Source organism: Methylorubrum thiocyanatum, from assembly GCA_014138645.1.
GTDB classification, from domain to species: domain Bacteria; phylum Pseudomonadota; class Alphaproteobacteria; order Rhizobiales; family Beijerinckiaceae; genus Methylobacterium; species Methylobacterium thiocyanatum.
In genome coordinates, this window is the sequence record JACJIB010000010.1 from 83,935 (window position 1) to 97,633 (window position 13,699).

A 13,699-nucleotide genomic window follows, 5' to 3' on the forward strand; every position below is an offset into this window, starting at 1 on the left:
CATGCCTGAATCCGTTCCCACCCAGTTCGCGCCGCAGCAGGATGCGGCGCTGAAGGCCATCGCCCGCTGGCGCAAGGAGGGCGGCGACCAGGTCTTCCGCCTGTTCGGCTATGCCGGCACCGGGAAGACCACGCTCGCCCGCCGCATCGCCGACGACATCGACGGCCCGGTCGTCTACGGCGCCTTCACCGGCAAGGCGGCTTCGGTCATGCGCCAGAAGGGCTGCCACGACGCGGCGACGATCCACTCGCTGATCTACCGCAGCAAGGAGGGCGACGAGGGCGGCCCGACCTTCACCCTCAACCGCTCGGGCCCCGCGGCCAAGGCCGACCTCATCGTCATCGACGAGTGCTCGATGGTCGATTCCGATCTCGGCCACGACCTCCTGTCCTTCGACAAGCCGGTGCTGGTGCTGGGCGATCCGGCCCAGTTGCCGCCGGTGCGCGGCGGCGGCTTCTTCACCGAGGCCGAGCCCGACGTGATGCTCACCGACGTCCACCGGCAGGCGGCCGACGACCCGATCGTGCGCATGGCGATGACGATCCGCGAGGGCGGGCGGCTGGAGGTCGGCGAGTACGGCGAGAGCCGGGTGATCCGCCGCCGCGACATCGACCCGGCCCAGGTGCTCGACTGCGATCAGGTCCTGGTCGGCCTCAACCGGACGCGCCGCCTCTACAACAACCGCCTGCGGGAACTGGCCGGCCATACCGACCCGATGCCGTCGGTGGGCGAGAAGCTGGTCTGTCTCAGGAACGACCGCACCAAGGGCCTGCTCAACGGCTCGACCTGGACGGTCCAGGCCCTGCGCGCGCCGCCCCGGCCCGACACGATCCGCCTCGACGTGGTGCCGGAGGACGACCCGGCCGTGCGCCGCCGGGCGGTCGACATCAAGGTGCTGCGGCAGGTGATCGAGGGTTCGGAGGAGGAGATCCCGCTGTTCCTGCGCCGCGAGACCGACGAGTTCACCTACGGCTACGCACTGACCGTCCACAAGGCTCAAGGCTCGCAATGGGACAAGGTGGTCCTGTTCGACGAATCCTACGCGTTTCGCGAGCACCGGGCGCGCTGGCTCTATACCGGGCTGACCCGGGCGGCGCAGGCGATCACCGTGGTGGTGTGATACCGTTTCCGATGACTGCGTTCGGTGCGGTCACCTCTTCGTCATCCCGGGGCCGCGCAGCGGAACCCGGGATCCACCCGTGATGAGGCGCTGAAACCGGACATTGCGGCCGGTCGCGGATTCCGGGTTCGCTCATCAGCGCCCCGTAATGACGGCGATAGAAACGGGACTGAACGCGTCAGCCGGAAGCCGTATGGGACCTTCTCCCAAAGCGCTTAGAGTGCCTCACAAAACTCCCGGTCACCAACCGTTCTCGCTCTGGCGAGGACAGCGCGGCGGGAGTTTTGTGAGAGACACTTAGGCGGCGTGCATTCCCTCTCCCCGCTCGCGGGGAGAGGAGTGGCGCCAGATCGGATCTGCGGCGGATCGGCTGGAAACGCGAAGCACCCTATGCGGAGATTGGAAGCGACATTCCCCGCATGATCGGCGGTGAATGCCCGGCGCCTCACCCTGCCGCACGCGCCTCCACCGCCGCCAGCAGCGTGCACAGCGCCACCGCCTCGGCCGCCTGGCGCACCGCCTCGAGCTTCGGAAACGTCGGGGCGATCCGCAGCGTGCGGTCGTGCGGGTCCTTGCCGTAGGGATGCGTCGCGCCGGCCGGGGTCAGGGCGATGCCCGCCTCGCCCGCGAGCCGGACCACCTGCGAGGCGGTGCCGTCGGCGACATCGAGCGTGATGAAGTAGCCACCGAGCGGACGGCTCCAGCGGGCCACCTCCCACCCGTCGAGGCGGGCGGCGAACGCCTCCTCCACCGCAGCGAATTTCGGGGCGATCAGGGCGCGGTGGCGCTCCATATGCGCGGCGATCCCGGCCGCGTCGCGCAGGAAGCGGACGTGGCGGAGCTGGTTCAGCTTGTCCGGCCCGATGCTGCGGCGCCCGGCCTGGGCGAGATACCACTTCACGTTGGTCGGCGAGGCGGCGAGCATGGCAAGGCCGGCGCCGGCCAGCGTCACCTTCGAGGTCGAGGCGAACACGATCGGCCGGTCGGGATGTCCGGCCTCGGCACAGGCCTCCAGGATGTTGGCGAGCGCGGGCCGCGCCTCGGTGAGGTGATGCACCACGTAGGCGTTGTCCCACAGGATGCGGAAATCGGGGGCCGCGGCCTTGAGCGAGGCCAGACGCCGCACGGTCTCGTCGGAATAGGTCTCGCCGCTCGGGTTCGAGTATTGCGGCACGCACCAGATGCCCTTCACCGACGGGTCGGCGACCTCGCGCTCCACCGCCTCCATATCCGGCCCCTCCCCCGTCATCGGGATCGGGATCATGCGGATGCCGAAGCCCTCGCAGAGGAAGAAGTGGCGGTCGTAGCCGGGCACGGGGCAGAGGATCGTGATCGGCTCCTGCTTCGACCAGGGCCGCTCGCCGCCGGGCACACCCTTCAGGAGCGCGTAGACGAGCACGTCGTGCATCAGCGCGAGGCTCGAATTGTTGGCCACCACGATCTGATCCGCGGGCGCCCCGAGCACGGGCGAGAACAGCGCGCGGGTCTCGGGCAGGCCCTGGAGGTTGCCGTAATTGCGCGCGTCGGTGCCGTCCTCGGCGGTGGTGTCGCGGTTGCCCGGCAGGGCCAGCATCTCGGCGGCGAGGTCGAGCTGGTCGGAAGCCGGCTTGCCGCGGGTCATGTCGAGCTTGAGCCCCTGCGCTTTCAGGGCCTCGTACTCGCCGCGCAGGCCGGAGCGCAGCTCCGCGAGCGCCTCGGAAGACAGGGTGGACAACGCAGGCATGGGATTCCTCGTGGCGGTGCCGAACCCGCCTTCGATCCTGCGGTGGCGCCAGGGTCAACCCCGGGAAGGGGGAGAGGCGTGGGCAATGGAGGGTCAGCCCGGCAACACTGTGGCCGATCGGTCACGTGGGCCGGTGCGACGTGATCAAACTCCTAACGCAGTGTGAAGCGCGAGCTTGGCCTTAACGCGTCGTTAACCATTCCAGCCAAAAAGATTAATCCGTCAAATGATGGAGGAAGCGGCACACCGGAGCGACCCGCGACAGCGACGACGCTCCTGAACCGCGATCCGACGACATTCGGCAGCCCTTCGAAAAACCAGATCGGCCATGGCGCGGCGCGGAGGATATCCGTGCCGAGCGCAATGACCTCGCACATCTTCGAGCACTGACGATGTACATCGTTGTCGACGAGCGGCAGAGCGTCACCGAGCAATACGTCGCCGGCTTCGGCGCCGAGGGCGTGCCGGCGCAGGGTTTGGCCGTCGGATCCATGAAGGACTGGCTCGACGCCACGCCGCGGATCGACGTCGAGGCGATCGACGGCTTCCTGATCGGCGACTGCGCCGACCGCGCCTCCTGCACCGTGGCGATCCGCTCGCTCAGCCGGGCGCCGATCATCGCCCTCAACGAGACGCGCTCCCTGGAGCAGACCCTGGCGCTGTTCACCGCCGGCATCGACGACGTGGTGCGCAAGCCCGTCCATGTCCGCGAGATCATCGCCCGTGCCACCGCGATCCGGCGCCGGACCGGCCGGGGCGTCGAGCCGGCCCCCGCCCCCGACCGGGCCGGCCGCCTCAAGGTCTACACCGACGGACGCGATCCGGAGATCGACGGCACCTGCCTGATCCTGCCCCGGCGCGAGCGGCACATCCTCGAATATCTCGCCAAGAACCGCGGCCGGCAGGTGACCAAGGGCCAGATCTTCACGGCCGTCTACGGCGACCTCGATTCCAGCGTGGAAGAGAGCGTGGTGGAGGGCCATATCAGCAAGCTGCGCAAGAAGCTGCGCATGCGCCTCGGCTACGACCCGATCGAGGCCAAGCGGATGGCCGGCTACACCTTCGTCGGCTGAAGCGCCCGTTCGAAATCCGCAGACGAGAAAAAGGCCGCGCTCGGTGTGAGTGCGGCCTTTTCGCGTGTCCGTTTGGGCCCGCCCGCGAGGGACGGGCCCGCCGTTCGATTGGACCTTCGGCTTAGCGGAAGAGCGAGAGGATGCTCTGGGTCGAGCTGTTGGCGATCGAGAGCGTCTGGACCGCGAGCTGCTGCTGGGTCTGGAGCGCCTTCAGCTTGGTCGATTCCTCCTCGACATCGGCGTCGACCAGGATGCCGATCGTGCGGTCGTTGGCCTTCATCAGGGTGTCGACGAAGGACTTCTGGCCGTCGATCTGGGTCTTGCCGGCGCCGAGCTTCGTGCCCGCATCGGTGACCTTGGCGATCGCCCGGTCCACCGCCGTGATGATCGCCGAGAGATCGGTGTCGCCGCTGGTGCCGACCAGCTTGGAGATGTCGAGGGTCGCGATCGAGTAGTCGGTGCCGGCGGCCGGGGTGGTGTAGGTGCCGACGTTGGTGTCGAGGATGCCCTGGGCCTGCGTCGTGCCGGCGTTCGTGCCGGAGGCGTTCCGGCCGGCCGGGGCCGCCGTCGCGCCGGCGGTGAAGCCGAAATCCGCCACGTCGGCGCCGCCGAGCGTGATGGCCTTGCCCGTGACCGCGTTCGTCAGGGTGATCTTGCCGCCCGCAAAGCTTGCCTCGACCGTGCTCGCTCCGGGGGGCGTGCCCGTCGTGGTCTTGTCCAGCTCCGCGTTGATCATCGCCACGATGTCGGCGCCGTTCACGGCGTTGTTGCCCGTGGAGGTCGCCGCGCCACCGAGTGCGGTGTAGGACGCCGCGTTCAGGGTGATGGTCTTGGCCGTCGTGCCGTCGTTGATGGAGATGACCTTCGAACCCGACGACAGGTTGAGGTTGCTGTAGGCGCCGCCGGTCACCGAGGCGACGTCGGGAGCGGTGCCGAAGCCGGCGTCGATCAGCGTCCGTGCGGTGCCGCCGGTGGTGAGGGAGGCGGCCGCCACCGACACGTTCAGGCCGGTGGTCGCCCCGGTATCGGAGGTGGAGAAGGTCAGACGACCGGAGCTGTCGAGGGACGCGGTCACCTCACCCGCGAGGCCGGAGGCGGCGATCTGGTTGTTGAAGGCGCTGAGGAACTCGTCGGTGGTGACCTTGGTGAGATCCTTGGCGGCGGACTTCAGCGTGTCGGCGTTCATCCGCACGGTCACCGAGGTGCCGCCGGTGGTCAGGGTGAAGCCGACCTCGCTGTTGCCGCTGAAGTTGGCCGTGCCGCGGTTGGCGATGACGGCGTCGTTGGGGCGGAACGCAGCCGTGCCCGTCAGGGCGGCGGCGCCGACGACCTGGGCGTTGGTGGCGGCGGTCGTCACGCTGGTGGAGTTGGTGTCGTAGAGGCGGATGCTCTGCACATCGATGGTGATCTGCGAGAACGAGATCGCGCCGGTGCTGCTGCGGGCGAAGCCGGCGACCACGTTCTGCGTCGCCTTGTAGGCGGTGTTGGTCGAGGACGAGTTGACCGACAGCCAGTTCTGACCCGACGAGTTCGAGGAATCGGCGGTCGCCTTCATCTTGCTCTGGAGCGCGGCGATCTCGGTCTGCACCTTCGAGCGGTCCACGCCCGGCTGCAGCGCCGTCTGCAGCTTGGCGCGCATGTTCTGCAGGTCGGACAGGATCGAGTTCAGGCCGTTATAGGCGGTGTCGACCGCCGACGAGCCGAGGCCGAGCGAGTCCTTGACCGCCGAGAGCGAGGCGTTGTCGGTGCGAACGGTCGTGGCGATCGACCAGTAGGCGGCGTTGTCGGCGGCGTTCGAGACGCGCTGGCCGGTGGAGACGCGGTTCGAGGTGGCGTCGAGGTTGGAGTTGATCGACTTGAGGGTCGTCAGCGCCGTCATCGCGGCGGAGTTGGTCAGCAGGCTGGTCACGGATCAGACTTCCGGAAAAAGGGAGAGGGGGATGGTTCTCAGGACCGGACTCGCACCGGTGCGGCCGCGCGGCCCTTCGAGAGAGCCGCGGCGAGCCCGCAAGGGCCCGTTCACCGCGCATCACACCTCCGGACTCGCACCGGATCAGCGGACCGACATCATGTCTGTGAACCCGTCGAAGGATTCACCCGCTGGCCTGTTGGCGAAGGCGGCCTCCGTTTGGTGACGGCGCCGCCTCGCGATGGCCCGACAATGGCCGCTCCCCGTTACGAAGCGATTAAGCGACCCGGCCCGACACCGTCCCGCCGCGCCTCCTCCACAGGGCGGTCCCGTGTCTGTGGAGAAGGGACTTGGGCGGCCACGCGCACGGGCCGACGGCTCGCCCGAAAAGACGTCGCGACATCAAGGAGTTGACGTGCTGCCCGGCATCCACGGGGCGGGGTCCGGTCACGGGGCCGGATCGGTGGCATCCTCGAAGACGACGCCGGCGAGGTCGCCCCGGCGCCAGCACAGCCGGGCCTTCATCGTGCGCAGATCGTGCGCCGCGATGACGAGGGAGAAGGTCTCCGGCAGAACATGCCCGGAGGCAACGCGGATCTGGGCGCCCCGGCGCGAGAGGTCGCGCACGGTGCAGGCGATCAGCCGCTCGGGACCGAGGACGATGCGGCCCTGCTGGACCACGCGGTGACGCTTGCCCGCCCGGGCGACGGGCGCCGCGGGGTCCGGCACCACACTCTCCCGCGGATCGGCCATGCTCGCTCCCCGGCGCCTCGCCGATACCGGCTTAATGAGCATCCGCCGCGCTGTCGATGAGACGGAAAGGCCCTTCGCGCGGCATCGTTAACCGGACGTCAAGCATAATTGTACACGGATCGTGAACGATGACGCTGCCGCTCCCGAGGCGCTCCCCGCGAAACCGCTTCGCGGGGCGGATCCCGGGAGCGTCTCATCGAGACGCCCGTCGAGACACCCATGACGCCCGATCCCGCACGGCGATCCGCCCACGGCACCGTTGCACGTGCCCCGAGCCCGCCCGCGCGGCCGCTGGCGGGAAGCGTCGCGGCCCGCCGCGCCCGCGAGGCTGCCGGCGAGCGCACCGTGCTGGCCGGTTTCGTGCTGCTCGCTCTGACCGCGAGCGGCTTCGCCGGCTACACCATCGCGACCGGTACGCACGGCTACGACGTGCAGGCGGTGCTGCCGGCCGGTGCCGCACCCTTCGCCTGGAAGAAGACCGTGGCGCAGGGGCGCCTCGCCGATCCCGACTTCGACCCCGTCACCACCGGCTCGCTGCCCGATCGTCCCCTGGCCGCGACGTCCGGCCCCCTGGCTGTGCCGGAGCGCTCCGCGCCGCCGCCCGCGGGCGGCTACGCCCTGCGCGGCGTCGCCGACGGCGTGGCGACTCTGGAGAGCCGCGAGGGACGGGTCACGGCCTCCCTCGGCAGCGTACTGCCCGGCGCGGGGCGCGTGCTGTCGATCCGCCGGACCGGCGCGGGCTGGGTCGTGATCACGACCGAGACGATCATCGGGCCCTCGTCGTGACGCGGCCCCCTCGCCCGGCCGGGCGCTCCCGCAGCGGCGGACAAGCCTGGAGCAAGCGTGCCCGCCTAGAGGCAGACTCGGACCCTGCCCTCGCCGCCGAGCCAATGGCCGTGTCCCTCCCGCGCTCCCGCCCAGGCGCCCGCCCGTGACCGATACGCTCACCAGCTACCGGCTGATCGCCAAGGATCTGCCCGCCTCGCTCGCGCGGAAGGCGGCGGAGCCGACGGTCGCCCGGGAGACCGCCTATTACGAGGCCCATATCGGCCAAGTGAAGACGGTCGACGACCTGCTCGGCGACCAGCGCCTCTACGCCTACGCCATGAAGGCCTACGGCCTGGAGGAGATGACCTACGCCAAGGCGTTCATGCGCAAGGTGCTGGAGGAAGGGGCCGCGAGCGCGGCGAGCTTCGCCAACCGGCTGGCGGACGACCGCTACACAGCCTTCGCCAAGGCCTTCAGCTTCGGCCAGGGCGTGTCCGCCACGGGCGCGGACGCTGCCAGTTTCGGCGAGCGCGCCCGCGCCGCCACGCTCAGCGCGCCGAAGCTCCTCGCCGACGCCTACGATTTCAGCGGCCGCGCCGAGGCGAGCTTCCTCGTGGAATCGCGGCTCGACGCCACGACCACGCAATCGGTGACGATCCGGCTCAACGCGCAGACCCTCGCCGGACGCGTGCAGGACCTGTCGAAGGTGACGCCCTCGGAGATCGCCACCGCGGTGGCGGCGCAGATCGAGGGCTCCGACCTCAAGGGCAAGGTCCAGGCGGGTCTTGCGGCGGACGGAAGCCTGTTCTTCGAGACCACGGCCCTGACCGATCTCGGCGCCGACGGCGCTTACGGCGGTTCAGGCCTAAACGCCGACACGCTGGTGAGTGCGGGCGGCGCGATCCGCACCCTGGCGATCCGCAACGTGCCGCTCTCCGCCGACCGGATCGCCGTCGATGTCGGGTTCGGCACGGATCTGGGGCCGGACACGATGGCGCTGACCGTGACCCAGGCCTATCTGCGCCAGTCACTCGAGAGCGACGCGGGGGACACGGATACGGGCGTGCGCCTTGCCCTGTATTTCGCCCGCAAGGGCCCGTCGCTGAGCAGCGCCTACGATATCCTCGGCGACGCGGCGCTGAGCCAGGTGGCCAACACCGTGATCGGCCTGCCGGCCACTAACGGGGCGGCGACGAGCGAGGCCCTGGCCAAGCGAGCGCAGCTGATCGCCGACAAGATCGACATCGCGGGCCTTCGGGATCCGGCCAAGCTCGACGCTTTCCTGCGGCGCTTCGCGGCGATCTGGGACGCGCAGAACAACACCGCCAGCGCGCCCGTGCTCGCGCTGTTCACCGGCGCGGGCGGCATCGACGCCGAGCTGCTCCTCAACCGGCAGACGGCGCGGATCGGAGCCTGAGCGGATGCAAAGCAGCCTCTACGTCGCCCTGTCGAGCCAGATCGCCCTCGAGAAGCGGCTGACGACCACCGCCAACAACGTCGCCAACATGGCGACCGCCGGCTTCCGGGCCGAGGAGGTCAGCTTCTCGGAGCTGCTCGCCCGCTCCAACCGCGGCGAGGTCGCCTTCGTCGGCCCCGGCAAGAACACCCTCTCGCGGGCCGCCGGCCCGACCACGAAGACCGATTCCGCCCTCGACGTCGCCGTGCAGGGCGATGCCTGGCTCGGCGTGAAGGGTCCGAAGGGCGATACGCTCTATACCCGCGACGGCCGCCTGACGATGGACGCCAACGGGCAGTTGCGCACGGTCGGCGGGATGCCGGTGGTCGATCCCGGCGGCGGCCCCCTGCTGCTCGACCCTCAGGCCGGTCCGCCGACCATCGGCCGCGACGGCAGCATCCACCAGGGCGTCAACCAAGTCGGTGCGCTCGGCGTCTTCAGCCTCGACCCGAAGGCGACCCTCAGCCGCTCCGGCGAGAATGCGGTCGCGGCCAGCCTGCCCGGTCGGCCGGTACAGGATTTCACCCGGATCGGCGTCGTGCAGGGTTATGTCGAGGGCGCCAACGTCAACCCGATTCTGGAGATGACGCGGCTCATCGCGATCCAGCGCGCCTTCGAGAGCGCGGCCACTATGACCTCGGAGGCCGACAACACGCTCACCGGCGCCGTCAAGACCCTCGGTCCGCAGGGCTAGCGCGATGACGGACAACGCCATCGAGCGCCTCCGCAAGGCGATGGAAGCCGGACGCCGCGACCGGCCCCTGGTGCGCGTCGGCGGCCCCGTGCGCGAGGTCACCGCGAGCGCCGCGCGGGTCGCGGGCGTCTCCGCCTTCGTCCGGCTCGGCGACCGCATGGGCTTCTCGGCCGACGGCCGCGTGCAGGTCGGCGAGGTCGTCCGCATCGATTCTGCCGGTGCCACGGTCAAGCCGTTCGAGAGCCGGATCGAGGCCGGCATCGGCAGCCTCGCCCACCGCATCGGCCCGGCGCAGCTGCGCCCGGACCCGCGCTGGAAGGGCCGGGTGATCGACGCGCTCGGCCGCCCCGTCGATGGCCTCGGCCCGCTGGCCGAGGGGCCGGACAGCGTCCCCCTCGACGCCGATCCGCCCGCCGCCATGACGCGTGCCCGGGTGCGGACGCCGCTGCCCACGGGGGTCAGGGCGGTCGACCTGTTCACGCCGCTCTGCGCCGGCCAGCGCATCGGCATCTTCGCCGGCTCCGGCGTCGGCAAGTCCACCTTGCTGGCGATGCTGGCGGGCGCCGAAGGCTTCGACAGCGTCGTAGTGGCGCTGGTGGGCGAGCGCGGACGCGAGGTGCGCGAGTTCCTCGAAGGCCCGATCGCCGCCAGTCGCGAGCGCGCGGTGATCGTGGTCTCGACCGGCGACGAGAGCCCGATGATGCGCCGGCAGGCGCCGAAGGTGGCGCTTGCGGTGGCCGAGTGCTTCCGCGACCGCGGCGAGTCGGTGCTGCTCATCGTCGATTCCGTGACCCGCTACGCCCACGCCGCCCGCGACGTGGCGCTCGCAGCCGGCGAACCGGCGGTGGCCCGCGGCTATCCGCCGAGCGTCTTTTCGGACCTGCCGCGCCTCCTGGAACGCGCCGGCCCCGGCGCCGAGGGGAGTGGCACCATCACCGGCATCTTCTCGGTGCTGGTCGATGGCGACGACCACAACGACCCGGTCGCCGACTCGATCCGCGGCACCCTCGACGGCCACGTGGTGCTCGACCGCGCCATTGCCGAACAGGGCCGCTATCCAGCGATCAACCTGCTCGGCTCGATCTCGCGGCTCGCGGGCGAGGTCTGGACCGGCGACCAGCGCGAATTGGTGCGCAAGCTCAAGAGCATGATGGCCCGCTTCGAGGAGACGCGGGATCTGCGCCTGATGGGCGGCTACCGCGCCGGCAGCGACCCCGACCTCGATCAGGCGGTCAGCCTCGTGCCGCGGATCTACGAGGCCCTGCGCCAGGAGCCGGGCCAGCCGCCGAGCCGCGACGCCTTCCTCGAACTCGCCCAGTCCCTCCGGGGATGAAGGCATCCATCCATTCCTTCAGCCCCGCGCAAGCGACACCGTGTCCATTGCGCAAGAATTCGAAAGTCAACGAGGTCTCAGCATGAGTCTCATCGGCGTGCTCCGCACCGGCGTGTCCGGGATGAACGCTCAGTCCAACCGCATCTCGACGGTGGCCGAGAACATCCAGAACGCCAGCACCACCGGCTACAAGCGCACTTCGGCCGAGTTCTCGTCGCTGCTGCTCGATTCGGGCGATGTCGGCAACTACAACTCCGGCGCGGTCGAGACCACCCTGCGCCGCTCGGTCAGCGAGGGCGGCCCGATCGCCTCGACGAATTCCGACAAGGATCTCGCGATCCAGGGCAACGGTTTCTTCGTGGTGAGCGACGCGGCCGGCGCGCCCTTCATGACGCGGGCGGGCAACTTCGTCGTCGACGGCAAGACCGGCAACCTCGTCAATGCCGGCGGCTTCACCCTGATGGGCTACAGCCTCGCCAACGGCACCCCGAACCCGGTCCTCAACGGCGTGGCCGACCTCAAGCCGGTCAATGTCAGCGTGATGGGACAGGAGGCGCGTCCCTCCACCAGCGCCACGATCAGCGGCAACCTCTCCTTCGAGACGCCCGTCTACGATCCGGCGACGAGCACCATCGGCTACTCGAAGAAGAACTCGCTCAAGGTCTACGACAATGTCGGCCAGCCGGTGACGCTGGACGTGCAGATGACCAAGACCGCCGCCAACACGTGGTCGGTCAAATTCTTCAACCCGGCGGATGCCACGACCCCCGTCGGGACGGCCACCGTGGCCTTCGACGGCAACGGCAAGGTCACGAGCGGCGGGTCGACCCTCGTGCAGGTGCCGAACGGGCGCGAAATCAAGGTCGATCTCGGCGGCCTTACGCAGCTCTCCGGCGACCACGCCCTGTCCGGCACCGCCGACGGCTCGTCGCCCACCTCCGTGAGCGGAACCGCCTTCGGAGAGGACGGCACCGTCTACGCCGTCTACTCGGACGGCACCCGCAAGGCCGCCTTCAAGGTGCCGCTCGCGGACGTGGCGAGCCCCGACAACCTGTCGCCGCGGGCGGGCAACGTCTTCACGACGAGCGCCGAGTCCGGCGACATCCAGATCGGCTTCGCCGGCGCGGGCGGGCGCGGCATCCTCAAAGCCGGCGCGCTCGAACAGTCCAACGTCGATGTCAGCACCGAGCTGACCACGATGATCGAGTCGCAGACGGTCTACACCGCCAATTCCAAGGTGTTCATGACCGGCAACGAGCTGCTCGAGACCCTGATGAACCTGAAGCGCTGACGGGGACCGTCGCCGCATCCGGGGGCGCCGGCCCGACGCCGGCGCCCCCGCCCCGTGACCTTTCCCATCCCGCGTCCCGTATCGCGTCCCAGGAACCGACCGATGGGTCTCACCCTCGCGCTCAACACCGCGCGCGCCTCGCTGCTCGCGAATTCGAACCAGATCGCCGTGTCCGCGCGCAACGTCGCGGGCGCGAACGATCCCGGCTACTCGCGCAAGATCGCGACGCTGGTGGCCGGCAGCGCGGGCGGCGCCACGGTGACGATCACCCGCGCGGGCGACCCGGCGCTCTACGCCCGCACCCTCACCGCCTCGTCCGACGCCGCCCGCGGCGACGCCCTGCTGACCGGGCTGACGAAGCTCGCTCAGACCATCGGCGACACCGACGACACGAGCGCGCCCGCCGCGCGGCTCTCGATCTTCCAGGCCGCCCTCCAGGCTGCCGCCAACCAGCCCGACAACACGCAGCTCGCCCGCGACGCGGTCGAGGCGGCCAAGGCCCTGGCGGGAAGCCTCAACCAAGCCGCGGACACGGTCCACGCCGTGCGGGCGGAGGCTGATGCCGGCATCGGTGACGCGGTCGGCCGCATCAACGATCTTCTCGGCCGGTTCGACGCCGCGAACCGCGCCGTCGTCAAAGCCACGGCGCTCGGCGGCGACGCCACCGATGCGCTGGACGACCGCGACCGTATCCTGACCGCCCTGTCTCAGGAAATCGGTGTGACCGCGGTGTCCCGCGAGGGCGGGGACATGGCCCTCTACACCGATGGCGGCGTCACCCTGTTCGAGCGCGGCCCCCGCACGGTCGCGTTTTCCCCCACTGCCACCTTCACCGCCGGCACCGTCGGCGGCAGCGTGACGATCGATGGCGTGCCGGTGACCGGCGCCGCCTCGCCGATGCCGCTGACCTCCGGCCGGATCGCCGGGCTCGCCGCCCTCCGCGACGGCACCGCGGTGGCCTACGAGGCGCAGCTCGACGCGGTGGCCGGCGGCCTGATCGGTGCCTTCGCCGAGAACGACACGTCGCTGATCGACGACGGTCCACGGGCCGGCCTGTTCACCGCGGGCGGCAGCGCCCTCCTGCCGACGGCGACCGCTGCCGGACGAACCGGCCTCGCGGCCTCGCTCGCGATCAACGCGGCGGTCGATCCGAGCCGAGGCGGCAACCTCACCCTGCTGCGCAGCGGCGGCATGAACGGCAGCGACTACGACGACCCCGCAGCCGGCGGCGACGCGGCCTATGCGGGCCGCCTGCGCGGCCTCGTCACGGCGCTCTCCAGCTCGAAGCCCGTCGATCCGGCCCTTGGGCTCGGCACCGCGTCGAGCCTGCCCGAACTGGCCGCGGCCTCGGCCGGCTGGCTCGAAGCCCAGCGCAAGGACGCCGCGACCGGCGCCGCCTACCAGAAGACCCTGCTGACCCGCGCCAACGAGGCGCTGTCGAACGTGGCCGGCGTCAACGGCGACGACGAGACGGCGCTGGCCCTGCAGCTGGAGCGCTCCTACAGCGCCTCGGCCAAGCTCATCTCGGTCGTCAACGACCTCCTCAAGACCCTCCTCGACGCGGTGCGGTGATACGGCC

General features: G+C 70.3%; 11 protein-coding genes. 8 read left to right on the plus strand and 3 right to left on the minus strand.

Going from position 1 to position 13,699, the window contains the following annotated elements:
• Window position 1 precedes the first annotated feature (1 nt).
• Window positions 2-1,120, plus strand: coding sequence for an ATP-dependent DNA helicase (locus tag HNR51_RS23715; RefSeq protein ID WP_012452582.1), 1,119 nt, complete (start codon window positions 2-4; stop codon window positions 1,118-1,120).
• Window positions 1,121-1,565: 445 nt separating this feature from the next.
• Here HNR51_RS23715 and HNR51_RS23720 read toward each other — a convergent pair whose 3' ends face one another.
• Window positions 1,566-2,843 (minus strand): aspartate aminotransferase type Ic, encoded by a 1,278-nt coding sequence (locus tag HNR51_RS23720; protein ID WP_182556567.1) that lies wholly within the window; start codon window positions 2,841-2,843, stop codon window positions 1,566-1,568.
• Window positions 2,844-3,235: 392 nt separating this feature from the next.
• Between HNR51_RS23720 and HNR51_RS23725 the strand changes: the two genes are divergently transcribed.
• The gene (locus HNR51_RS23725) at window positions 3,236-3,916 is read left to right on the plus strand and encodes a response regulator transcription factor (protein WP_141950301.1); all 681 of its coding nucleotides are present in this window, start codon (window positions 3,236-3,238) and stop codon (window positions 3,914-3,916) included.
• A 121-nt stretch (window positions 3,917-4,037) separates the two neighbouring features.
• On the opposite strand, the gene HNR51_RS23730 is transcribed toward HNR51_RS23725, so the two are convergent.
• Both HNR51_RS23730 and HNR51_RS23735 read right to left on the minus strand, forming a co-directional pair.
• Window positions 4,038-5,825, minus strand: coding sequence for a flagellin N-terminal helical domain-containing protein (locus HNR51_RS23730; protein WP_182556568.1), 1,788 nt, complete (start codon window positions 5,823-5,825; stop codon window positions 4,038-4,040).
• Window positions 5,826-6,272: 447 nt separating this feature from the next.
• Window positions 6,273-6,578 carry a PilZ domain-containing protein gene (locus HNR51_RS23735; RefSeq protein WP_182556569.1) on the minus strand — a complete coding sequence of 102 codons (306 nt, stop codon included), beginning with the start codon at window positions 6,576-6,578 and terminating at the stop codon, window positions 6,273-6,275.
• Window positions 6,579-6,797: 219 nt separating this feature from the next.
• Between HNR51_RS23735 and HNR51_RS23740 the strand changes: the two genes are divergently transcribed.
• The 6 genes from HNR51_RS23740 (at window position 6,798) to flgK (ending at window position 13,692) form a co-directional block, all read left to right on the plus strand.
• Window positions 6,798-7,364 carry a hypothetical protein gene (locus HNR51_RS23740; RefSeq protein WP_182556570.1) on the plus strand — a complete coding sequence of 189 codons (567 nt, stop codon included), beginning with the start codon at window positions 6,798-6,800 and terminating at the stop codon, window positions 7,362-7,364.
• Between the two features lie 145 nt (window positions 7,365-7,509).
• Entirely contained in the window at window positions 7,510-8,763 is a 1,254-nt protein-coding gene (locus HNR51_RS23745; protein WP_182556571.1) for a DUF1217 domain-containing protein, read from the plus strand.
• Between the two features lie 4 nt (window positions 8,764-8,767).
• Window positions 8,768-9,496: a flagellar basal-body rod protein FlgF gene (gene flgF / locus HNR51_RS23750; RefSeq protein ID WP_012452589.1), complete on the plus strand. Its 729-nt coding sequence runs from the start codon at window positions 8,768-8,770 to the stop codon at window positions 9,494-9,496.
• A gap of 4 nt (window positions 9,497-9,500) precedes the next feature.
• Window positions 9,501-10,829 (plus strand): flagellar protein export ATPase FliI, encoded by a 1,329-nt coding sequence (gene fliI / locus HNR51_RS23755; protein ID WP_182556572.1) that lies wholly within the window; start codon window positions 9,501-9,503, stop codon window positions 10,827-10,829.
• Window positions 10,830-10,911: 82 nt separating this feature from the next.
• On the plus strand, window positions 10,912-12,120 hold the full coding sequence (locus HNR51_RS23760) for a flagellar hook protein FlgE (protein ID WP_012452591.1): 1,209 nt from the start codon (window positions 10,912-10,914) through the stop codon (window positions 12,118-12,120).
• A 102-nt stretch (window positions 12,121-12,222) separates the two neighbouring features.
• The gene (gene flgK, locus HNR51_RS23765; protein ID WP_182556573.1) at window positions 12,223-13,692 is read left to right on the plus strand and encodes a flagellar hook-associated protein FlgK; all 1,470 of its coding nucleotides are present in this window, start codon (window positions 12,223-12,225) and stop codon (window positions 13,690-13,692) included.
• Window positions 13,693-13,699: the final 7 nt, after the last annotated feature.